We start from the raw sequence: 22,736 nt of genomic DNA, 5'->3' as shown, positions 1-22,736 counted from the left end.
TTTAGTGTCCTTTGTGCTTGGCAGCTTTCTTTTGTTGCTTTATAGCAAAGGTCTTTTGTTTCTTCTCTTTTAAATATTCACTCTTTTTCTTTTTACTAGCTTTCTTTTCTAATTGGCTTTGTTCTTTTAATGCAATCTGTGCTTTTGTCCCAATGCCATTGTTAACTTCTTTTCGACTAATTCTTTGTAGTCTTTTGGGATTAATCCGCTTATCTGAAATTCTCATTTCATCAGTTGATTGGCGATAGAACTTTAATTTATCCCAGTTCTTGTTAATAAGATCATTAATAACATATACCGATGGTTCTGATGTCCCTAAAGTTAATTTAGCCACTTCATAATGATCATCAACGTAATTTTCAACAATCAATCTATAAAAAGGCGGTTCGAATATTATGTTAGCTTTGCCTTTAACAGGTTTATTTATAACGAATACCCCCTTTTAGAAAATGATAAATCCTTATAAATTTATGTCCTTATAATATCATTATTGATGTTTTATATAAATGTTAATTTAATAAAAAAGAACCTCAATCGAGGATCTTTTTATCTGAGATAAGTACCTCGGTTCTTAATACCGAATTTAATAATGATAACCATAATAGACGTCTAGTTTTACCGATAAAAATTAGTTTTTAATTTGAATTTCATTATGATATTATTAGGCTTATAAAAACAGAGGAGATGATCTTATCTTAAAGATTGAAAATATTTCCAAATTATTTCCCAAAGTCCATGCTTTAAATAACGTTTCATTTGAAGCAAAAGATGGCCAAATTCTAGGACTAATCGGACAAAACGGTGCTGGTAAATCAACAACCTTTCACAGCATTCTGCGTTTTATAGAATTTGATGGGAAAATTACATTAAACAATCATGAAATCACTGTTAAGGACTTCAACGAAGTCGGCTACCTTCCAGAAGAACGTAGTCTATTCGAAAACCTAACAATTGAAAATCAAATTACATATTTTGCGGAACTAAAGGGACGCGACAAAAAATGGGTCAAGGCACGCATCGACTCATGGTTAAAACGCTTCGAAGTTAAGGGAGAAGCAAAAGACAAAATTAAATCACTATCTAAGGGTAACCAACAAAAGGTTCAACTAATCTGTACCTTAATTCATGAACCAAAGTTGGTAATATTAGATGAGCCATTTAGTGGTTTAGACCCAGTTAACGCTGATCTTTTAAAGAAAGAAATCATTAGAACTAAGGAAAGTGGTGCCGCCATCATCTTCTCAAGTCACGACATGAACAACGTTGAGGAACTTTGTGATCACGTTGTCATGCTTAGAAACGGAAAGGTAGTCCTAAACGGTAGCGTTGATGAAATCAGAAACCAATTCGGTAAGAAGCACGTCTTTGTAACAACTGATATGTCGTTAAACGAACTAGCTGAACTTGATGGTGTAAGTGAAGTGGTTAGACGTGGTCATAATCGTTACAAGATTACCCTTACCAATGAAGAATATGGTAAGGAAATCTTCGACGCCGTTAGTCGTGGCGAGTACATCGAAGAATTCAGTCAACAACCACCTACATTAGATGAAATCTTTAGAACAAAGGCGGTGGAAAAACATGCATAAGTTAAATATTATCTTTATGAGAAACTACCTACTCCATTTAAAATCAAAGAGTTTCATCACATTACTAATCACACCAATTATTTCAGTCTTAATTTTTGCTGGGATCGGTGGATTAGTAGCAAGCTCAAGCCAAAATTTTGATGACTACCAATTCGCCGTTGTCGGAGATTCAAGCGTTAAAAGTGAACTAGTATCTAAAGATAAAGATTCCATAGATACCAGCATCAAGTCCGAAAGTACCGCTAAAAAAGAACTTAAGAAGGACAATATTGATGGTTATATCAAAGTTTCCAAGGAAAACAATCAATACAAGGTTAATTTTGTTGGAAGCATCTCTTTGGATAGCGACGTTAAGACTGACTTATTAGCGATTGTGAACAAAAAGCAATCTGAACTTAACGTTAAAATCAGTAATGTTACTAGTGAACAGTACAAGAAACTATCTGTAAAACCGTCTTTTAAATCATCAATCACTAATAAGGAAAAGAAGCAAAATACTGATCAAACATCCAATGCTAATACATCATCAATCTATGTATTAATCTTTATTTCCTACTTCTTTATCTTAATTTACGCTTCCATCATGTCCACCACTATCGCGAAGGAAAAAGGTACCAAGATTTCAGAAATTATCTTCAGTAGCGTCTCACCTAGCACATACTTCAGTGGTAAAGTTGGCGCTGTGATTGCCTTGATGTCAACACAAATGGCAATTTACTGTGGTGTCGGAGTGTTTACATATTTCATCTTGAATATGTATCCATTCTTCAACTCACTATTCACATCCCAACACGTATTAATCAGTACGTTTATCGGTAATATCTTTAGTATTAACCTACTATTCATCTTCATTGGTTTCGTAATCGCAATCGTTCTTGCAGCGATTTGTGGTTCTCTTTCAGCCAACGTCGAAGGTGCTGCCAAATCATCTCAACCACTTGTATTCTTGATTGCAGTTATCTTTGGGTTTTCATTTAGTTTTATTAATAATGGTGCTTCCGACCCAATCATTTTACAAGTTGGATCATACATTCCACTATTATCATCATTCTTTATGCCAATTAGATTAATTAATCATAATGCAAACCTATTCGAAGGAATTATTTCACTATTGATTGCGATTGCCTTCATTGCATTTGTGACTTACAAGTTCTCAAACGTTTACAAGCTATTTATGCTAAACAATGAGGAAGGAACCTTCTTCAAACGTATTAGATCATCTTTAAACAACAAATAAGTCCATAAAAAATAACCCTGAATAATTATGATCAGGGTTATTTTTTTAATCCATTTTAACGGCTTCATTAATTGATAATAGATATAGGTACTTATCAGTAACCGGTTTGTGCAAGATATGGTTTAACGCTTCAGCGTATAAATTAATTTGACCACGATAATTGTCTTTAATTTTTTCAATCCCTTTTTCTTGGTCGTTACTCTTAACTTTATCAGTCTTGTAATCGAATAAGATAACATGATCTTCTAATTCGATATAACCATCAATAATCCCATGGACTAATATTTTTTCATCTGATTGTTCTGTGAAGTCCTCAAAGATTTGATTGGCATTCATCAACATTGAAAATGGTGCTTCACGATGGAGTGAATCGACGTGTTCTAACATCTCTTGACCAATTTCACTGTCAAAGACCTTAGTAACTTCACCAATGTTAATTAGTTTTCCAACTGGTTCAGTAATAACGTTATCAGCAATTAAACGGTCTAATAATGATTGAACCGCTGTTTCATCTGGACGATGGTTCAATGATAATTCTTGTAAAATCAAATGCGTTGCGGTTCCAATATCAGTAGCTTTTGGTTCTTCCACTGATTGCATGAACTTAGGTGTGGCTAACTTCGCATTGGTGTGACGGCTTTTAACTTTACGGTCTTGATAATCTTGGTAATTATCCAATTGAACATTATCAGGATCTTCAAATAATCGTTTAATTTCAGAAACCGATTGATAAGCAGTCGTATGAGTCGCTACTTGATTAGGATATTGGAATGATAGAACTTGATTAATATCATCAACATTGACGTCTGTGATATTAGTTCTCTTGGCTTTATCAGCAATTTGATGTAACCATTTTTGACTAGTATCACTATCTCCCGTCACGTGTTTTTGTGCTAAATCATTCGCATTCACAAATTCAACATCAAAAGAAGTTTGATCGTTATTCAATCCTTGGTATGCGACATCATCACCAAATTGATTACGGAAGTTAGGGTGACGAACTAATGCTGGTCCAATCCAATCAATATAGCTCTTAGCGCCACTTCTTAATGCTGGATCGATTAATAGTTCATTACCACTATTAGCCTTATTCCAGGCATCAATCACCTTATTACGTTCATTTTGTTGCTTAGTGGCACCAACGATAAATAGTTGTTGTTCCGCACGAGTTAACGCTACATATAGCTTTCTCATTTCTTCAGCTAACAATCCACGATTTTCAATTGAGTTTACCACTTGGCGTTGCAATGTTGGCTGCTTGATTCTAGTTTCTGGGTCAGTATAGGTAATTCCCAATCCTAAACGATCATTTAAGACATAGTCTTTCTTAGTATCTTGACGGTTAAAGTTGTGAGATGCGTCCATCAAGAAGACGACTGGAAATTCTAGTCCCTTACTACCATGAATCGTCATTACGGATACTGCGTTATCATTATCATCTGCATTTGCTTCATCTAAATCTTCGTTACGTTCTTGCATTCGACGAACGAATCGAACAAATTGGAATAATCCTTTAAAACTAGTTTGTTCATAATCATAAGCACGTTCATACAAAGCATGTAAGTTGGCTTGTCTTTGTTTTCCAGCAGGCATCCCACCAACATAATCTAAGAATCCAGTGGTTTCATAAATATCCCAAATTAGTTCCACGATTGGTTGTTGTTGGGCAACATCCTTGAAGTGTTTCAATTGTTCCATAAAGGTCTTAATTCTATCGAATACTTGATTACCAAATTCACTATGTTCCATGTTTTCATAATTTTGATAGAAATTAAGAATGGCATTGTAGTAGTCACCAGTTTTAGCATTAATTCTTAAGTAAGCTAATTGGTTTTCATTTAGCCCCACCATTGGTGAACGTAGCACCGCTACTAATGGAATATCTTGGTATGGATTATCAATAATAGATAACATTGCCATCATAATTTGAATTTCAGTCGTTTTAAAGTAGCTTTGCGCACCACTAATTAAGACTGGAATGTCATATGAGCCAAAGATATCGGATAATACTAAGTTGTTATTACGAGTCGATGAAATAATCGCAATATCAGAATAACGAACTGGACGCATTTTACCTTCTCCACGGTCAAAGACCGGCATTTCTTTTTGCATTAATTCATTAATCTTTTGCGCAATCATTTCAATTTGACCATGGGCACTGTCTTGTACTTGGAATTGTTCATCAACTGCTGCTTCTTCTTCATCCTTGCTTTCATACATCATAACGGAAACATTTGATTCCAATTCATCAGGGTACTTGGCACCAGCTTTTAGTTTGGCATCTCCGATATAGTCAATTTCACCGACATTTTTATCCATCGTTTGGGTGAAAACTAAGTTAATGAAATCATCAATATTTTCAGCAGAACGGAAGTTATCAGGTAACACAATCGTGTGTTCATTGACGTCGTCTTCCATACGGCTAATAAACATTGATGGATCAGCTAAACGGAAACGATAGATTGATTGCTTCACATCCCCCACCATAAACATATTACTGTGTTCTGGTTTTGCTAAAGTAGTCAAAATGGCATCTTGTAAACGGTTATTATCTTGATATTCATCAATCATAATTTCGTTATATTGTGCTTGGAAGTTCTCTCTAACCGCCTTAGACTTGTCTCCCATTCCAGCTAAGATGGTGTAGGCATAATGTTCCACATCAATAAATTCAAGGCAATGGCGTTTTAATTTGGCAGTCTGGAAGCTATCGCTAAAAGCCAACACTACTGTAACTAATTTTTCAATTAAACGTTTGGAAGCAGCCATAATCGCTAAGTTTTCTTCTTCACTTTGTGCAAAGTAATTATTAACGACTTTTTTAATGCCTTCCTTAGCGTCATTACGAATACCTTTGATTCGGTCATGAAGATCTCTTTCGATATCTTCTGCTTGTTTACTAACACTTGGGAAACGGTCAAATTTCAAATCATTTAGTGATTGTCTAGAATCATCAAAAGGTTGTTCAGCCACTAATTGCATTGCGCCATTCACCTTTTCAATGTCAACTTGTAAAGCAGCGATTTCTTTATCCATCAAATTATCTTCAGCAATTTTTTTCGCTGACTCTAATGATAATTTTTGTTGTTGGATATCATTTTGAATAAATGGTAATAGTTGCTTTTGATAAAAATCAGAGCTAACTAAATCAGCATCTTTAATATCATAAATATCCACCGTACTTTTTAGCCAAGCGACTGGGTCTTGGTTAACATTAGCATAATCGTAAATTTTAAAAACTAAATCGGTTAATCCATCATCAGAACGGTCGTTAGAAAAGTTATCAGTTAATTGAGCAAACGAACCATCCTTATCATCAGCATATAAATCTTCACGAACCGCATCCCATACTTGTTCTTTTAACATTTGGCTTTCGGTTTGATCAGCTAGCAATCTAAAATTAGGGTCTAAATCAATAATGTAATAATAATTTTGTACAATTTTTTGACAGAATGAATCCATGGTAGAAATATCGGCCACCGGTAGTCTTCTTAATTGGCGGACTAAAAATGCTTTTTCTTCATTATTCTTAGCATCGCGGAGCTTTTCACGTAGTGCCTTTTGGATTCTGTCACGCATTTCTTTTGCAGCAGCCTTGGTAAAAGTCACAATCAACATTTCATCAATGTTAACCCCGTCAACAATTAACTTGTTGATAACACGGTCAACTAAGACTCTCGTTTTACCTGAACCGGCAGATGCGGAAACTAAGACGTTGCGGTCAAAATGGCCAGTAACGGCTTCTTTTTGTGGTTTTGTATATTCCATTATTTATCCTCCCCTCTTAAATTACGTAGTACGTCTTCTAACTTGTAGTTTGGTACTTCGCGATAATTGTTTTCATTTAGCAATGGATCAAACTGCATGATTGATTTGTATGGTGTGTATTGCATTGCATCAGAATTAGGACCAAACTTCGCTGGACTTAAATCAACATTTCCAGTAAAGATTTCTAGTCCCGCACGTTTAATTAAATCTTCATTGTGATTTAGCAACAATTGTAAGTCATCGGGTTGAATGATTGAATTATTCTTGGAAAAGCTACCATCCTTCTTCTTGTATAGTGGGAAGATGTTGGAAGTTCCGTACTTATCATCTGCGATGGTAGCATCGATTTTATCCAATAGTTTTCCATCATCGACTAAAATCCCTTCATACTTTTGTTTCTTCAAGATTGTATCTTCTAGCGTTGACTTAACGTCGGATCGATTGTATTTAGGATTGTAAACATGCATATAAACTGCTCCCGCTAAAGCAGCCTTTTCTTCTTCATCAATAATACCTAGGTTGTGTGCTAACACATCAATATAAGTCATCATTTGCATTGAAGTTCCATCAAAAACTTTTGAGAAATCAATCTTACGTTCACTAGATTTGTAATCAACAACACTTAAATAATTAGTGCCATCAATATTCATTGAATCAATTCGATCAATTCGACCACGGACATTAACTAATTTGGCAGTGGTTAATTGGGCACTCTTTGGTAATTCAAAACTCAATGGTGCTAAATCACCATCACGACCAACTTGACCAAAGGAAATTTCAGTTTTCTTCGCACGCATTGGCGTGTATTGGCTTTGTTTCTGAATCGTATTAATCGTGTGTTTAACAGTTTTGACCAATTGATTTTTAATGTAGTTCATTCGATGCGAACTAGTTAAAATCGTGTATTGGAAATCGTTAGGGTCTTCTAGCATCTTAGCAACGACAGTATCGACCAATTCGTTCAAAACTTTATTATCGATACTTGCCAAATCAATATGTTCTTCATTAACGATTCGCATTAATCTATCCATAGATTCATGGTAGAACTGTCCGGTACTAGCTGGTGATAAGTCGAAGACATCTCGTTCTTTCAGTTTTAATCCGTAGCGTAAGAAGTATTCATATGGATTACTGTAGAATTGTTCCAACTTCGAAATTGAAGTGTTGATTTGTTCACCATATAAACCGGTGACGATTTCTTGACTCAATGGGGTTGGGGTATTGTTGTAATCCAACCCACCCAATAGTTTATTAGCGAGTAATTTATAATTTGGATTTTGATTCAATTGTTGGTAAATATAATTCCAAGCGGGTGATAAATTAGCATTGGTTAGTTTGGCATGTTGACTCGCTTGTACCAAATGACTCAATGTTGAGCGATATGTTCCCACATATGCGGTTATGTCATCCATTTCAGCACTTGGTTGACTCACAATATGGTTAATCGATAGATTGAAGTGGTTCTTAATGCGTTCCACGTATGGCGAAATTTGGACTGATGATTCGTCACTATCGCCTAAACTATATGTGAAGATTAACTTTTCACTACCAGATAAAAAGTCTAAGTAGTTCAAAAATGGATCGTTAGCCATTTGATTTTCTGAAGTTTCACGAAGGTATTGGTCGTCAGCAAAAAAGTCTCTTAAATCATCACGGTCAGCGTCACCAAATAACGCTTCATTTGTGACCTTATCTGGCATTACTTCATCAGTGGACCCCATCATGAAGACGACTTTACGGTTATTCATTTGAACGATTCCACTTTCTGAAATCCCAACTTGGTCCAATGTGGATGGAATTTGTGAATAACTAGCACCACTAAAACCACTTTGTAGTAAGTCTAGAAAATCGGCTGCCGCAAATTCACGATGGCCTAGCATTGATACATAATCATCTAACAAATTACAAAATGTTTGCCATACTTGTTCAGATTGACCAGCCTTCACAAGATCTTCGTCATGAATGGCTTGATTACGCCAATTAACTAATTGGTCTGAAACACCCATGCTAATTAAAAATTGATATAAAATCCCGGCAGCTTCTTGACCTGTCTTAGCTGCTTTAATTGATTTGAAAAATGGTGGGAAATTATCTCTAATAAAGTGGCGAATCACATTAATTTTTTCGGAAATATCACGGAAACGTTGCGCGGTAATGCCAAAGTCATCGTCGGATAACCATGCATATTGCCAATCATCTTTTTGGGTCCAACGACTGCCTTCGTAACCATTTTTAAGTACTAAGTTTTCGGTTAAGGCCACGTATTTACGGTAGTCTTCAATTGATAAATAGTTTTCATCATCAATTTTGGGAAGCATTAATTCAGTCTTCAATAGACGCATGACGTTTTGATATTGGTACTTGCGACCCCCGTCTTCCAAACTAAATAAGGCATTAATTAATTCCACTAGTGGATGGTCTGCCATTGATTTTGAGACATCATTAAAAGCCGGTATATCCATTTGACTAAATACCGGATTTAAAACATTTTGATAACGGTCCAAATGACGCGTTAAGATTAAGAAATCAGAATAATGATAACCTTGTTGTGCCACCATTCTTCTGATTTTGCTGGCAATTAATTCGACTTCAGCAAATGGATTGTCAGATTTATAAATTTGCAACGATGTGTTGTCTTTTAATTGGTGGTCATCAATGGTTCCCAATGCGGTTGATTGCGCCCAAAATTGGTCCAATGATAATAAATCATCACTAACTCGTTGTTGCTTAGCAAATTGGTCCACTAATACTGGGACGTTATTTACGCGCGCAATATTATAAAAACGGTGGTACCACTTAGCTGATTGAAAGAATAAACTAGGACCCTGTGGCAATTCATCTGGGTACTTACGGTCTAGATTAAGACCAATTGTTACTGACTGCGCCTGCTTAATTAATAGTTCCACTAGCTTAGCTTCTTGGGCGGTAAATTGGTTAAAGCCATTAAAGTAGAAATGACTGTGAGATAAGTCTAATTCATTGGTTTCTATGTACCGGCAGAAAAGATTCAATACATCTGATTTATATAGATACTTACCTTGCGTAGCTTCTTCAAAACCACGATAAATAATGATAAAATCGTGCATTTTATCGCGAAGTCCGGCATTGATTTTGTCGTTATTATCAACAATTCTCTTTAAATCGGCTGCACTAATTTGACCAGCTTGCATTTCACCAATTTGTTGCCCAATTTTTTGGATAAAACCCGGTTGATCAGTTTCACCACGAAAAACGGTCAATTCATCTTGATGGTCTAGTAAAATTTGGTAAATCAACATGTTAATGCCAGATTCACTTAAATGTGTTTTTTGATATTCTGGATGATTTTTCATGTAATACCAGACTAGTCGAGTAATAGAAAAGGTTTGAAATTTACTTTCTGCATAAATGTTGTCATCATTAACATTTAAATGCTTTAAAGCTTGCACTTCAGATTCAAACTTAATATGGTTGGGAACAATATAGAAAAAAGCATCTGAATTTTTAGTATCGATGGCTTTTCTTAATGAATCCATAATCACTTGTTCATGATCGTAACTCGCAGTTCCTAAAATAAATTGTAGTGACATTTAAAGACCCCTTTTCCATTAACTAATACTTTAATTATATAATACGCGTCTATACATTTCAGACTTTTCAATTAATCAATTTAAAATTTAAATCACTTATAACCACTATCTTTTTATTTAAATAAAAAAATGAAAAAAAGAAGCTTTTTCTTAGACAGATTTTTTCGGTTGTGGTATATTAAATCGTACACGAAATATTAATACAAAATGTATGAGTGTTTCGAGAATTATAAATGATTATGATGTACGGCACGAATGGTTTTTATTTATTGGGATATCTCTAACTTGAGGTTAAATACGAATCCAATTCGAGTGTTGACATCAGAGAAAGAGGTATATTATGTTTAGACATACACGCGCATTACAATACAACGCTAAGCCAGATCGTCCAGATCCAATTATGGCTCGTCGTTTACAAGAAGCCCTAGGTGGTCAATGGGGTGAAACTACTGGTATGATGTCATACCTATCACAAGGTTGGTCATCAACTGGTGACGAAAAGTACAAAGACTTACTATTAGACACTGGTACTGAAGAAATTGGTCACGTTGAAATGATTTCAACTATGATTGGTTACCTTCTAGAAGGTGCTCCAACTACTATGACTTCAGAAGAAATGAAGAACGATCCTGCTAAGGCTGCTTTACTATCAGGTATGGACCCAGAACATGCACTTGTTCACGGTTTAACTGCTGGTTTAAACAACCCTAACGGTGCTGCATGGAATGCTGGTTACGTTACTTCATCAGGTAACCTAGTTGCTGACATGCGTTTCAACGTTGTTCGTGAATCAGAAGCTCGTCTACAAGTTAGTCGTCTATACGACATGACTGATGACGAAGGTGTTCGTGACATGTTGAAATTCCTATTAGCTCGTGAAACTCAACATCAACTACAATTCATGAAAGCTCAAGAAGAACTTGAAGAAAAATACGGTGTTATCGTTCCTGGTAACATGCATGATGTTGAACACAGCGAATTTGCTCACGTACTAATGAACTTCTCTGATGGTGAAGGTTCACGTGCATTTGAAGGCCAAGTTGCTAAAGACGGTCAAAAATTCACTTACCAAGAAAACCCAGAAGCTATGGGTGGCGTTCCTAAGGGTAAGCCAGCTGATCCTCGTCTACACAATGACCAAGGATAATATCAATCTGGTATTTAACATTTAAATTTTAACAATTAACTTATTAATCTAAAAAAGACCGGTAGAATAAATCTACCGGTCTTTTTCAATTTATGAGCAAATCATTTCAGTTATTCTTAAATTTTTCCACTAAAAAAACGCCTTTAAAAGGCGTTTTTATTTTTGCTATTTATTTTGTGGTAATTTGTTGTCTGCTAAGACATCGTTAGTGTACTTTTCAACCTGTAGTGCCACTTCAGCAGCATTGGGATCACTAGGTTGAATATGGCTAGCAGTATCTTGTGCAACTGCCCAATAAGCCAAACTATCGGTTACCGGAACGATATCACGCACAATTTCCATTTTTAATTCTGGACGTTGCTTTTGTAATGTTTCAAAAGTTCCGTAGTTAGTAATCATGTGAAGAGTTCCACCTGAATCTGGTGAAACACTCTTGAAGATTACCAAGTGTGATTGACGTTGGGTATCTGTTAATTGTTGCTTAATTTCTTTCAATTGTTCTTTGTTTAATTGTAATGGCATTAGTATGCACCCCGCTTATCTTTCAATTAATCCGATTGATTGATTGATAAATTGTTGATATTTTACTACTTTCGCCGCCGTTTTGGCAATACTATCTGTAGATACTTCGCCAAATGGCATTGGTTGACCTTCGTCAATAACATCTAAATCACCCACAGCGTGATCAACGATTTTGACTGGTCTTAAAACGGTATACGGAAGTTCGTATTCATCTATCAATTTTACTGCATATCTTTGTTGATTCAAATATTCTTTTACATTATCGATATTTGGATAAACAGCATTGGTGGTCAATTCATCATCGATTCCAGCGACTGATAAAACAACAAACTGTTCTATTGGTGGATTAACTTGATCCAAAGCCGCAATTAACGATTCCATTGCTAAGTCGGCGTCAAATTGATTTAACCAAAAATAGATAATATTGGTATCGACTAATGCTTCCAAGTATTTTTTTTCATTATTAAAATCAATATTATCTAAAATAACTACATTATATTGATCTGATAATTCTTGGCTGACTCTATTGGCCAAATCAAATTGATTGCCAATCATTAATACTTTTTTCATCATGAGTCCTCCTAGTTTATGTAACTAATTTTAGCAAATATTAATCGTTTCGTTAACGTTAAATAGTTTAATTTTTAATCTTTTAGGTCCATACTACAGATGTAAGATTAACTTTAAGGAGGCCACTAACATGGTTAAAATTGGTAAATCAGACGTTAACGCTACTGCATTAGGTTTAGGTACTAACGCGGTCGGCGGTAATAACTTATTCCCTAACTTAAAAGATGAAACTGGAATTCAAATCGTAAAGACTGCACTAGATAATGGTATTACACTATTAGATACTGCTTTTGCTTATGGTATGGGTCACTCAGAAGAACTAATTGGTCAAGCAATTCAAGGTTATGACCGTAGTAAATTCGTGATTGCCACCAAGGCAGCTCAAGATACTTCCAATGGTGATGTTACCATTAACAACAACCCTGAATTCTTGAAACAATCAGTTGAAGATGCGCTAAAACGTCTTCAAACTGACTATATTGATATTTTTTACATTCACTTCCCAGATGATCAAACTCCTAAAGATCAAGCCGTTGCCGCTTTAAATGAATTAAAAGAAGCCGGTAAAATCAAGGCCATCGGTGTTTCTAACTTCTCATTAGATCAAATTAAAGAAGCTAACAAAGATGGGTTGGTTGATGTTGTTGAAGATCAATACAGTCTAATCCATCGTGAAAATGAAGATGTCATGTTCGATTATCTTCGTGATAACAACATCTCATTTGTTCCATTCTTCCCATTAGCTTCTGGCTTATTAACTGGTAAATATGCTGAAGTAGTTGATTTCCCTGAAAATGATATTAGAAATGGTAATCCAGACTTTACTGGTGATCGTTTTGCAAGCATCGTTGAAAAGGTAAACTCATTAAAACCAATGGCTGAAAAGCATGGTGTTGATGTTGCTCAACTAGTATTAGCTTGGTACATTGCTAATCCAAATATTTCCATTGTCATCCCTGGTGCTAAACACCCAGAACAAGTTGAAAAGAATGCTCAAGCATTAAAAGTTCAACTAAGTGATGATGAATACAAAGAAATAGATAATACTTTTAAAAATATTTAATTATTCATAACTTCAATGTTCGGATTTTGCTCCTGCGTTGGAGTTTTTTTATCATAAAAAGGCGATTTTTGTTTAATTTTTCATTAAATTGTTCGCTTTTCAGTGGACTTTCATTCTAGATATGTTAATATATACGTATAATATAAATAAATACGAACATTAAAGGAGAATGTTTTCATGTTAAAAGGAATTGCTAATTTCTTTCATTTTGACGAACTAGGTACTAACTATCGTACTGAATTCATCGCTGGTTTAACTACTTTCGTTTCAATGGTTTACATTTTATTCGTAAACCCTAACGTTATGAGTGCATCTGGAATTGATAAAGGTGCTATGTTTACTGCTACTGCCCTAGCAACTGCTTTAGGTTGTTTCTTAATGGGAATTATCGCCAACTACCCAATCGCTTTATCAACTAGTTTGGGTACTAACGCTTTCTTTGCTTACTCTGTCTGTGTGGGTATGAAAGTTCCTTGGCAAACTGCTTTAGCAGGTACATTCATTGCTGCTGTTATTTTCATGATTTTAACTGCATTCAAACTTAGAGAAACTATTATTGATGCAATTCCTGCTGATTTAAAGAGTGCCATTGCCGGTGGTATCGGTTTGTTCATTGCCTTTCTTGGTTTAAACCAAGGTGGTCTAGTGGTTGCCGACAAATCAACTTTAGTTACTTTAGGTTCACTACACGTTGGTAGTACTTGGTTAACTATCTTTGGTTTAATCTTAACTATCGTTTTAATGAGTGCCCGCGTCCCAGCCGCTATTTTCATTAGTATGGTTGCTACTACTATTCTAGGTATGGTAACCCACTTAATCGCTTTACCTACTCACGTCGTATCAAGCGTTCCTAGCATCAAGCCAATCTTTATGGCTGCTGTTACTCACGTTGGATCTGTTAACACATTACAATTATGGATTGTTGTATTTACATTCCTATTAGTTACTTTCTTCGATACTACTGGTACTTTAGTTGGTTTAGCTAAACAAGCTGGTTTCATCAAGGACAACAAGATTCCTCGTATCGGTCGTGCACTTGGTTCTGACTCACTAGCCATGGTTGGTGGTTCTGTTCTAGGTTCATCACCAATGGGTGCATTCGTTGAATCATCTGCAGGTATCGCCGTCGGTGGTCGTTCAGGTTTCACAGTAATCGTGACTGGTATCTTCTTCCTACTTGGAACATTCTTCTCACCTCTATTGGGTGTTATTACTGATCAAGTTACTGCACCTGCTTTAATCGTTATTGGTATCTTAATGGCTAACTCACTACGTGACATCCACTGGGATAAATTCGAATTAGCTGCACCTTCATTCTTGATTGTTTTAGGTATGCCACTTTCATACAGTATTTCTGATGGAATTGCTTTAGGTTTCGTGGTTTACCCAATCTCAATGATTGCTGCTAAACGTGGTAAGGAAGTTCACCCTCTAATGTACGTACTAGGAGTAATCTTCGTGATCTTCTTCTGGTTACTAAATGAATAATTAAAAAAATAAAAAGACCTCAATTGAGGTCTTTTTTTATTTGTCTAAACTCATCTAAATATCTTTTTGGCTAATCTTTTTCATAATTAACACCAATAAGACAGCAAATACAATTGTGACTATTCCAGTAATTTGCCATAGTTTTAAAGTGTCTACCTTAATCCAGGCAGCGAATAATCCAATTACAGAGAATAAGGAGAAGGTACTAGTTGTCAGTGCATGCATTGATGAAACATCCCCTACATTGTAGGATCTATACATTAATTTCTCGAAGACGTTTCCAGACATCCCCATTACAACTCCAGAAACCAATAATAGTAGTAATCTCACAGGATTGGGTAAATTGAACGAGATTAAATAAATACAAAATCCAGATACTAGATAATCTAAAATGAAGAAATTAGAGGCTTTCATTTTTACTAATGGTGCTAAAAAGCCACCCATAAAATCACCCGCTTTTTGTACTGATGATACTAATGCAAAAAGGGCAATTGGAACGCCAATCTCTTTCATTGTTAGTGGCATTAAATCCATTAGTAAACCACTCAATCCACCTAATATTGCTTCAAATAAAATAATTATAAAAGCTGGCATTGTGGTTACAAATTGATTGAGTTCCTTAATCATTTTCTTGAAATATGATAAATCAACATTTTCATCACCATTTAGCCCTACCTGATTTTCACTGTGGTGAATATTTATGTAGCAAATAATTCCTAACGGCGCTGAAATAAAACTAATCAATAGTAGATTAAAGCTCCCCACTTTTAATAATGATATCGAAGCAATAATTCCTATCAAAACCGTTATTCCCGAGCCTAAAAAATATTGTAAATCTACTGAATGCTCGATTTTATCCTCATCTTGATCAAAGATCATTGGGATAAAACTAACTTCAATTGAACCAGAAACCGTAGTTGTAACACTAATAATGAAGTAAAACAATCCCACAACTACTAATGAAAAATGTATCAGTAAACTTAATCCACCCAGTAAAATACCGATACTTGAAACAATTTGTAATACAATTAATTTTAATTTTATATGGCTAATATTATCCAACATCGGTGCACCGATAGCGATTAAAGCTGGCGGAAGGGCCGTAATCATTCCGAAAGTTCCCAGGATAATTGAATTTGCGTAATAATCTTTTTCCAACAGATAAAACAATACAACACTAAAGACGCTGAAACTAACCAATAAAAGTGATTGTCCTAGCAGTAACTTTAATAAAGTTCTTTTCTGCCTTTTTTCCACGGTTACTCATCTCTTTTCCTAACATTTAAACAACAGTATACACCGTTGCATTAAAATTGCATTATAATTTAATTAGTATTATATTAAAGGTATTTATAAGAAGAGGTGGTTGCATGCTAAAGAGTGAAAAAATTAATTTTATTTGGGTTTTAAAAACCCTCCCCATATCGTTATCAGTATTAATTTTATTTCTATGTATTTTTAGTTCTTTTGAGCCTGTTCTAAATGGTTATATAATCGGCCAAATAGTATCCATTAATTTACATAACTTCCCGGAAGTTGCTACGTTTTTAATCAAAGCTTTTTTCGCCTATGCCATTACATATGTATCTATTTATGGATTCTTAAATGCTAAAAGTTTAGCAACCAAAATAATCAATATTAGATTAAAAAGCATCTTCTTAGATAAGGGATTTAACTCTAAAGTGGATAATTCTGACGTTATTAATGATGTCACAACTTTGTCTAAGCAACTAGAACAGACCTATTTTTCACCATTATTTATGACCCTTCAAGTGGGAATAACCATTATTTCATCCCTTATTTTTATTCTGCATACTAATATCGTTCTAGGTATTATTTACCTACTATTTTCTACATTTTCATTAATCCCCAACTATATTAGTAAAAAGCCATTAAATGCTAGAACTAATCAATGGAAAGATGATAATCGAGAGATGATTAACTCTGCAAACATTTTTATTAATGGAAAAAGAGACATCTTAAATTTCAACGTAAAGAAAATATTCTTCAAATTATTTAAAAACAAACTAAACTCTGAAGAATCCTCATATAGAGAAATGTCATTGTATCAATTTAAAATTCAATTATTTTCATGGGGGATTGCTCTGATCAGCTTTCTAGGACCAATTGCAATTGGTATTTATTTATCAAGATTTTCCGTTTTAGGTATTACTAACGGCGTTATCGTTTCACTTGTCTTAACATCGGATTCAGTAATCGGAAATATCAGAGAAGCTACATCATACCAAAATGTCATTAATAGTAGTGCTGACATTAGAAGTATTGAGTATAAAGAAATTAATGATGAAGACTCTTACAACGTTGCTAATGATAATTCTGGGCTATCAGTGGAAAATCTATCTGTTGATATTGACGGGAATAGTATTTTTCAAAACATTAATTTACATGTCCAAGATTCAAGCAAGGTTATTATTACAGGTCCATCAGGTGTGGGTAAATCAACATTCCTAAACTCACTAGCAAATATCAGTCCAACCACGTCCGGAACAATTTCTTATAACGGACATAAAATCAATACGACCGACTTCGCATTTATCTCACAAGACATTTGGATATTTAACGATACACTAAGAAATAATATTTCATTGTATGAAGATTTCTCGGATGAAGAAATTTTAAAAGTTCTTACAATGGTTGGTTTAAATGATGAATTCGGCAAGGATCCACTAAATTACAAGTTAGAAAATAACGGTTCAAATATATCTGGTGGACAAGGACAACGAATTGCGATTGCTAGAGGTTTAATCAGAAACCGTAGCTTATTCTTGCTAGATGAAATCACATCTAAATTAGATGAAAATACTGCTCATGAAATCAGAAACATTATATATGACATGCCTGTCACAATTGTTGAAGTTGCACATGTTATTGATAAAGATTTAGTTCAAAAATACAGCCTACAAATCTATAAGCTATCTAAAGAATCTCTAGAATTGACCAAATAAAAAAGACCTCAATGAACTGAACCCCTTAAGTTGGAGAAATAACTTAAAGGGTTCTTTTTTGTTTAGTATAAAAATAAAGTTTTTAAATATAAAAAGAAAAATAATCTGTCTAAACAATGCTTATATAGAGAGTTTTTTGCTCATATTAAATGTATAATGAATGTTGATATGACAACGATGCAACTTTAGGTTGCGAGGTTGTCAAATAGGATTATCTGCTTTTAGCCAGGATATTATATACATAAAAAATTTTTTAGTGATAATAAAAAGTAATTCGAAAAAAGGAGTGAAATTATTAAATGGAAAAAAACATATTTAATAGAAAGTTGATTGATTTACGTCGAAAAAATCAATTATCACAGGCTGGCTTAGCTAATAAATTATTCGTTACTAGACAGTCAATTTCAAAATGGGAAAATGGCGAATCCGAACCAAGCATCGATAAGTTAATTAATCTTTCTGAAATTTTTAACACCAGCTTAGATAACTTAATTATGGGTAACATGTCAGATAAGGATAAATTAGTTTCAATTAGTCATATAAATAAATCATATGACAACCAAGTACTTAACGATTTGAGTCTAGACATTTATGATAATGAAAGGATTGCTCTATTAGGTTTAAACGGATCTGGTAAAACCACAATGATTAGCATTATGGCGGGGCTTAAAAATGCTGATAGTGGTGATGTAAAATTTAGTTTCAACAAGAAAAAGGGTTTAAAACTAATGCCTCAAAACGACGTTTTGATTAGTGATATGAAGGTTAGTGAACTACTTAAACTAACCCAATTACTAAACAAAGTAAAAGACAATAACCACATCAAATCCCTAGTAAAAGAATTTAATTTTACTGAGTTAATGAACCATTATGTTGGGTCGTTATCAGGTGGACAAAAACGTAGACTATCTCTTCTATTAAGTTTAATGTCACCTTCAAAGCTACTAGTTTTAGATGAACCAACAGTAGGAATGGATTTGGAAACCATTGATATTTTATGGAACCATCTTGAACATGTTACCGGATCAATATTAATGGTGACTCATGACTTTAACCAAATCGATAAATTCTTTTCAAGAATTCTATTGTTAAAAGACGGCAGAATTGAAAACGATATGTCAGTTGATAAGATTCACAGCCATAATCAAACTGTCGAACAATGGTATCGAACTAATAACGGAGGATTAAATCATGATTAATGCAATTAATTTACAAACAGTTTTACGTAATAGAAGATTTTTTATTTTTACAATCGTTTTTCCTGCAATTTGGTTTATTTTTATGGATTTAGGAATCGGCACATTTGCGAAAAATTTAACAATGACATGGTTCATTATTAGTGCCCTTATGGGCATAATTGGTAATTCAATCGTTACCTTTGGGAAAAGGATAGGAAATTCAAAGGAATATTATTTGATTGCGATTAAGACCACTCCTTATACCCCGTTTAGATGGATAATGGATTCGATGATGCAACAAATTCTACTAAATTTACTTATCCTATGTGTATTGATATTGGAAGCAATAATCTTTGGCGCAATTCCCTTTAACCTATCTACATTATTATTAATAATTATTTTATTGCCATTGGGGATTTACTTTAGTTTTGTCGGATTTTTGATTGGAGTCGTTGCTAAAACCGATTTATTAGATATGGCAGGATTCCCATTTATGTGTGTGGTTGCTCTTTTAATAATGCCTTTTTACACTTTCGCCCAAAACAAATTTTTTGATGTCGTTACTGATATTCAAAAAATATTCCCGGGATATTACGTTATTAAACTAGCTAACGCTATTCAAAATAGTGGTAGCTATGAGAAACTAATTTGGTTATTTGTACTTACTTTTGTTATTCATGTAGCAATCATTTTATTCCTATTCTTTAAAGCTATGAAAAAAGACGTCCAATAAAAAAAGACCTCACTCGAGGTCTTTTTTAGATCATAAAGCCAATCCACGCTGCAACAATTCCAACTACCGCACTTAACACATAATAACTATATGCCATTAACTTCTTTTTAATTCCTAATTGAACCGTTTCATTCATATAGGTAGAGAAAGTGGTATATCCACCTAAGATGGCGATAAAGAACGCTAATGTAAAAGTATTATGTGGCAATCTAGCGTTAATCAATCCTAGTAAGAATGATCCGGTAATGTTAATGAAAAAGGTCGCAACTGGAAAATCTGATTTACTAAACATCGCCTTCAATAGATTGGTCATTCCAAATCGAATTAAAGAACCAATCGAAGCACCCAATCCAACAATTAATACACTTGTTATCATAGTTGGTCCTCCTTATTTTCAAACTGTTGTCCTAGTTTTGTACCAATATGAGCCAATAATAAACCACCGATGAGGCTCACTAATATATATAAAAGACCTAGACCAATTTTATTATTTTCAAAAAGTGTCACACTATCATAAGAAAAAGTAGAAAATGTGGTAAATCCACCAACTAATCCGACGCTAAGTCCTGTCATAATATCGTTTGAGATATCAATTAAATGTGGTAATGCTCCGGTGATAAAAGCTAATACAAACGCTCCGATTAAATTAATAAAAACGGTTGCGATAAAGTGATCGTTTCCCGCAATTAACGTAAAGTAGCCACGCAAACAGCCGCCAATAAAGGCTAGAATAAATATGTATAATATCTTGCGCATTAATAAACACCTTCCCAATTCAGAAAAATTCTACTTAAATATGATATCACAAGCAAAATCTTTACTATACCAATTAGCATTTTTACTTTGACATTTATCCTATGAGAACTTATCATAATTAGAGTACGTCTTTTAAAATTAAAAATTAAAATGAACATTTAAAAACAATTAAAACGAATTATAGATAAATATGAACAAGGAGAAACACGCTATGTTACTGGGAAGCATTGAGGCTGGAGGCACTAAGTTTGTTTGTGCCGTTGGTAATAGTGACTATGAAGTTATCGATACTCTAGTTGTACCAACCACTACTCCCGATGAAACATTTAGTAAGGCAATTGAATTTTTTAAACAATTCAAAGATTTAGCCGCATTAAGTATTGCATCTTTTGGCCCAATTGAAATTAGAAAAGATTCCACCAAATACGGTTTTATTACCGATACCCCTAAATTTGGATGGTCTAACGTAAACTTTTTAGGGGAATTTAAAGAACATTTTGATATTCCAATGTATTGGACCACTGATGTTAATGGTTCTGTATTTGGTGAATACATTAATCTTAAAAATAACGGTCACCGTCTAGATTCACTTGTTTATTACACAATTGGAACTGGTGTTGGTGCCGGAGTGATCATCAACGGTCAATTTATTGGTGATATGGGTCATCCAGAACTAGGTCATGTTAAATTAAAACGTCATCAAGATGATCTAGACTTCGATGGAATCTGTCCTTATCACAAAGACTGTTTAGAAGGACTAGTCGCTGGACCTACCTTTGAAGCACGTCTAGGTAAAAAAGGTCAAGAAGTATCACAAAGCAACCATGTTTGGGATATCATGGCTTACTATGTGGCTCAAGCAGCCATTCAAGCAACACTTACTTTCAGACCTGCCAAGATTATTTTCGGTGGCGGTGTAGTTAGTGAACAATTTCTCAAAAAGGTTAGATTTGAATTTTCAAAGCAATTAAATGGCTATATTGAAATCAAAAATCTAGAGGAATACATTTCGACTCCAACTCTTGAAGGAAACGGCTCTGCAACCTACGGAAACTTCGCCTTAGCCGATGCTTTAGTCAAACATGAAGTTCAATAAGTTCAGTTTTGCACAATATAATCGAGTGTGTTAGTTAAAAAAATACTATAAAAATTATAACGGCGTAAATCATTACAATATCAATGATTTACGCCGTTTTTACGTGTTTTAAAAAGATAAGTTTTTATAAAATTTACTCAAAACCCTTTTCTTTTTTAAAAAATGAGTTATTATAATACTTGTAAGTTTGTGAAGGAATTAATTATTTCGCAACTTCATAACAAATAATACTTAAAATTCAATTTGGAAAGGATCTTGAATTATGAAAGCATTAGTTTTAACAGGCAAGAAAAAATTAGAAATCCAAAACACTGAAATGCCAGAACCAAAGGCAAATGAAGTTGTTATCAATGCAAAATACGCTGGTATCTGTGGTACTGACTACGCTCTATACAACGGTCTACCAGGTTCAGCTGACGCTGTTCCTCCAATCGTTTTAGGACATGAAAACTCAGGTGTTGTATCAGCTGTTGGTTCAGACGTTACTGACCTAAAAGTTGGTGACCGTGTAACAGTTGACCCTAACATCTACTGTGGCAAGTGTGAATACTGTCGTACGGCTCGCCCAGAACTATGTGACAACCTATCAGCTGTTGGTGTTACTAGAAATGGTGGTCTAGAAGAATACTTCACTGCTCCTACTCAAGTAGTTTACAAATTACCTGACAACGTTGATTTAAAATCAGCTGCTACATGTGAACCTATCTCATGTGCCGTTCACGGTATGGACTTATTAAACATCAAACCTTACCAAAAAGCTCTTGTTATTGGTGATGGTTACATGGGTCTAATCTTTGCTCAATTACTACGTTCATACGGTGTTAAATCAGTTGACTTAACTGGTAGACATGACGACAAGCTAGCTGCTGAAAAAGAAAAGCTAGACATCGACCGTGTTATCAACACTACTAAAGAAGAAATTCCTGCTGAATACGACATCGTTATCGAAGCCGTAGGTCAACCAGCTACTCAAGAACAAGCTATCGAAGCAACTGTTAAAGGTGCTCAAGTATTAATGTTCGGTGTAGGTGCTCCTGATCAAAAATTCAGCATG

The 22,736-nt window shown here is 34.5% G+C and carries 18 protein-coding genes; 10 read left to right on the top strand and 8 right to left on the bottom strand.

The features are described from left to right. Position 1 precedes the first annotated feature (1 nt). Positions 2-394 (bottom strand): YjdF family protein, encoded by a 393-nt coding sequence (locus ABWU86_RS03335; RefSeq protein ID WP_353321515.1) that lies wholly within the window; start codon positions 392-394, stop codon positions 2-4. A gap of 298 nt (positions 395-692) precedes the next feature. Between ABWU86_RS03335 and ABWU86_RS03330 the strand changes: the two genes are divergently transcribed. Both ABWU86_RS03330 and ABWU86_RS03325 read left to right on the top strand, forming a co-directional pair. Continuing rightward, positions 693-1,589, top strand: coding sequence for an ABC transporter ATP-binding protein (locus ABWU86_RS03330; protein ID WP_353321513.1), 897 nt, complete (start codon positions 693-695; stop codon positions 1,587-1,589). Then, positions 1,582-2,826, top strand: coding sequence for an ABC transporter permease (locus ABWU86_RS03325; protein ID WP_353321410.1), 1,245 nt, complete (start codon positions 1,582-1,584; stop codon positions 2,824-2,826). Before ABWU86_RS03330 ends, ABWU86_RS03325 begins: the two co-directional genes overlap by 8 nt. Before the next feature lie 45 nt (positions 2,827-2,871). Here ABWU86_RS03325 and addA read toward each other — a convergent pair whose 3' ends face one another. Both addA and ABWU86_RS03315 read right to left on the bottom strand, forming a co-directional pair. Then, complete coding sequence (gene addA / locus ABWU86_RS03320) at positions 2,872-6,594, bottom strand: helicase-exonuclease AddAB subunit AddA (protein ID WP_353321408.1); 3,723 nt, start codon at positions 6,592-6,594, stop codon at positions 2,872-2,874. Next, positions 6,594-10,163, bottom strand: coding sequence for a PD-(D/E)XK nuclease family protein (locus ABWU86_RS03315; RefSeq protein ID WP_353321406.1), 3,570 nt, complete (start codon positions 10,161-10,163; stop codon positions 6,594-6,596). Before ABWU86_RS03315 ends, addA begins: the two co-directional genes overlap by 1 nt. A 340-nt stretch (positions 10,164-10,503) precedes the next feature. On the opposite strand from ABWU86_RS03315, the gene ABWU86_RS03310 reads away from it, so the two are divergent. Then, positions 10,504-11,310 carry a manganese catalase gene (locus ABWU86_RS03310; protein ID WP_353318478.1) on the top strand — a complete coding sequence of 269 codons (807 nt, stop codon included), beginning with the start codon at positions 10,504-10,506 and terminating at the stop codon, positions 11,308-11,310. 165 nt (positions 11,311-11,475) lie between these two features. Here the strand turns inward: ABWU86_RS03310 and ABWU86_RS03305 are convergent, their stop codons facing one another. Then, on the bottom strand, positions 11,476-11,832 hold the full coding sequence (locus ABWU86_RS03305; RefSeq protein ID WP_293794468.1) for a hypothetical protein: 357 nt from the start codon (positions 11,830-11,832) through the stop codon (positions 11,476-11,478). 15 nt (positions 11,833-11,847) lie between these two features. Beyond that, complete coding sequence (locus ABWU86_RS03300) at positions 11,848-12,402, bottom strand: NAD(P)H-binding protein (RefSeq protein WP_293794469.1); 555 nt, start codon at positions 12,400-12,402, stop codon at positions 11,848-11,850. A 130-nt stretch (positions 12,403-12,532) separates the two neighbouring features. Between ABWU86_RS03300 and ABWU86_RS03295 the strand changes: the two genes are divergently transcribed. Together ABWU86_RS03295 and ABWU86_RS03290 are read left to right on the top strand one after the other, a co-directional pair. Beyond that, positions 12,533-13,465 carry an aldo/keto reductase gene (locus tag ABWU86_RS03295; protein ID WP_293794471.1) on the top strand — a complete coding sequence of 311 codons (933 nt, stop codon included), beginning with the start codon at positions 12,533-12,535 and terminating at the stop codon, positions 13,463-13,465. A gap of 177 nt (positions 13,466-13,642) precedes the next feature. After that, positions 13,643-14,953 (top strand): NCS2 family permease, encoded by a 1,311-nt coding sequence (locus tag ABWU86_RS03290; protein ID WP_293794474.1) that lies wholly within the window; start codon positions 13,643-13,645, stop codon positions 14,951-14,953. A gap of 54 nt (positions 14,954-15,007) precedes the next feature. Here the strand turns inward: ABWU86_RS03290 and ABWU86_RS03285 are convergent, their stop codons facing one another. After that, entirely contained in the window at positions 15,008-16,111 is a 1,104-nt protein-coding gene (locus ABWU86_RS03285) for an MFS transporter (RefSeq protein ID WP_353321403.1), read from the bottom strand. Between the two features lie 212 nt (positions 16,112-16,323). Here ABWU86_RS03285 and ABWU86_RS03280 point away from each other — a divergent pair, with 212 nt between their 5' ends. The 3 genes from ABWU86_RS03280 to ABWU86_RS03270 all read left to right on the top strand — a co-directional run bounded on the left by ABWU86_RS03280 (position 16,324) and on the right by ABWU86_RS03270 (position 19,830). Then, on the top strand, positions 16,324-17,919 hold the full coding sequence (locus tag ABWU86_RS03280) for an ABC transporter ATP-binding protein (RefSeq protein WP_353321401.1): 1,596 nt from the start codon (positions 16,324-16,326) through the stop codon (positions 17,917-17,919). A gap of 299 nt (positions 17,920-18,218) precedes the next feature. Continuing rightward, positions 18,219-19,118 carry an XRE family transcriptional regulator gene (locus ABWU86_RS03275; protein WP_353321399.1) on the top strand — a complete coding sequence of 300 codons (900 nt, stop codon included), beginning with the start codon at positions 18,219-18,221 and terminating at the stop codon, positions 19,116-19,118. Continuing rightward, complete coding sequence (locus ABWU86_RS03270; RefSeq protein ID WP_353321397.1) at positions 19,111-19,830, top strand: hypothetical protein; 720 nt, start codon at positions 19,111-19,113, stop codon at positions 19,828-19,830. Before ABWU86_RS03275 ends, ABWU86_RS03270 begins: the two co-directional genes overlap by 8 nt. 25 nt (positions 19,831-19,855) lie before the next feature. On the opposite strand, the gene ABWU86_RS03265 is transcribed toward ABWU86_RS03270, so the two are convergent. Continuing rightward, positions 19,856-20,206 carry a fluoride efflux transporter FluC gene (locus ABWU86_RS03265; protein WP_353321395.1) on the bottom strand — a complete coding sequence of 117 codons (351 nt, stop codon included), beginning with the start codon at positions 20,204-20,206 and terminating at the stop codon, positions 19,856-19,858. Next, positions 20,203-20,586 carry a fluoride efflux transporter FluC gene (locus ABWU86_RS03260; protein WP_053950606.1) on the bottom strand — a complete coding sequence of 128 codons (384 nt, stop codon included), beginning with the start codon at positions 20,584-20,586 and terminating at the stop codon, positions 20,203-20,205. The genes ABWU86_RS03265 and ABWU86_RS03260 overlap by 4 nt, the downstream gene beginning before the upstream one ends. 211 nt (positions 20,587-20,797) lie before the next feature. On the opposite strand from ABWU86_RS03260, the gene scrK reads away from it, so the two are divergent. Both scrK and ABWU86_RS03250 read left to right on the top strand, forming a co-directional pair. Next, positions 20,798-21,682: a fructokinase ScrK gene (gene scrK / locus ABWU86_RS03255; protein WP_353321393.1), complete on the top strand. Its 885-nt coding sequence runs from the start codon at positions 20,798-20,800 to the stop codon at positions 21,680-21,682. 262 nt (positions 21,683-21,944) lie between these two features. Continuing rightward, positions 21,945-22,736: zinc-dependent alcohol dehydrogenase family protein (locus ABWU86_RS03250; protein WP_353321391.1), on the top strand; the 792-nt coding region annotated here is incomplete at its 3' end.

Origin of the sequence: Apilactobacillus pseudapinorum (assembly GCF_040369555.1) — a bacterium.
GTDB lineage: Bacteria > Bacillota > Bacilli > Lactobacillales > Lactobacillaceae > Apilactobacillus.
The sequence above is the reverse complement of the archived record's forward strand: the minus strand, read 5'-3'. Positions and strand labels throughout refer to the sequence as shown.

Bases quoted from the DNA above. Each gene is read 5' to 3' on its own strand.
- ABWU86_RS03325 (WP_353321410.1), top strand. From the start codon at position 1,582: ATGCATAAGTTAAATATTATCTTTATGAGAAACTACCTACTCCATTTA.
- addA (WP_353321408.1), bottom strand. From the start codon at position 6,594: ATGGAATATACAAAACCACAAAAAGAAGCCGTTACTGGCCATTTTGAC.
- ABWU86_RS03315 (WP_353321406.1), bottom strand. From the start codon at position 10,163: ATGTCACTACAATTTATTTTAGGAACTGCGAGTTACGATCATGAACAA.
- ABWU86_RS03310 (WP_353318478.1), top strand. From the start codon at position 10,504: ATGTTTAGACATACACGCGCATTACAATACAACGCTAAGCCAGATCGT.
- ABWU86_RS03305 (WP_293794468.1), bottom strand. From the start codon at position 11,832: ATGCCATTACAATTAAACAAAGAACAATTGAAAGAAATTAAGCAACAA.
- ABWU86_RS03300 (WP_293794469.1), bottom strand. From the start codon at position 12,402: ATGAAAAAAGTATTAATGATTGGCAATCAATTTGATTTGGCCAATAGA.
- ABWU86_RS03295 (WP_293794471.1), top strand. From the start codon at position 12,533: ATGGTTAAAATTGGTAAATCAGACGTTAACGCTACTGCATTAGGTTTA.
- ABWU86_RS03290 (WP_293794474.1), top strand. From the start codon at position 13,643: ATGTTAAAAGGAATTGCTAATTTCTTTCATTTTGACGAACTAGGTACT.
- ABWU86_RS03280 (WP_353321401.1), top strand. From the start codon at position 16,324: ATGCTAAAGAGTGAAAAAATTAATTTTATTTGGGTTTTAAAAACCCTC.
- ABWU86_RS03275 (WP_353321399.1), top strand. From the start codon at position 18,219: ATGGAAAAAAACATATTTAATAGAAAGTTGATTGATTTACGTCGAAAA.
- ABWU86_RS03270 (WP_353321397.1), top strand. From the start codon at position 19,111: ATGATTAATGCAATTAATTTACAAACAGTTTTACGTAATAGAAGATTT.
- ABWU86_RS03265 (WP_353321395.1), bottom strand. From the start codon at position 20,206: ATGATAACAAGTGTATTAATTGTTGGATTGGGTGCTTCGATTGGTTCT.
- ABWU86_RS03260 (WP_053950606.1), bottom strand. From the start codon at position 20,586: ATGCGCAAGATATTATACATATTTATTCTAGCCTTTATTGGCGGCTGT.
- scrK (WP_353321393.1), top strand. From the start codon at position 20,798: ATGTTACTGGGAAGCATTGAGGCTGGAGGCACTAAGTTTGTTTGTGCC.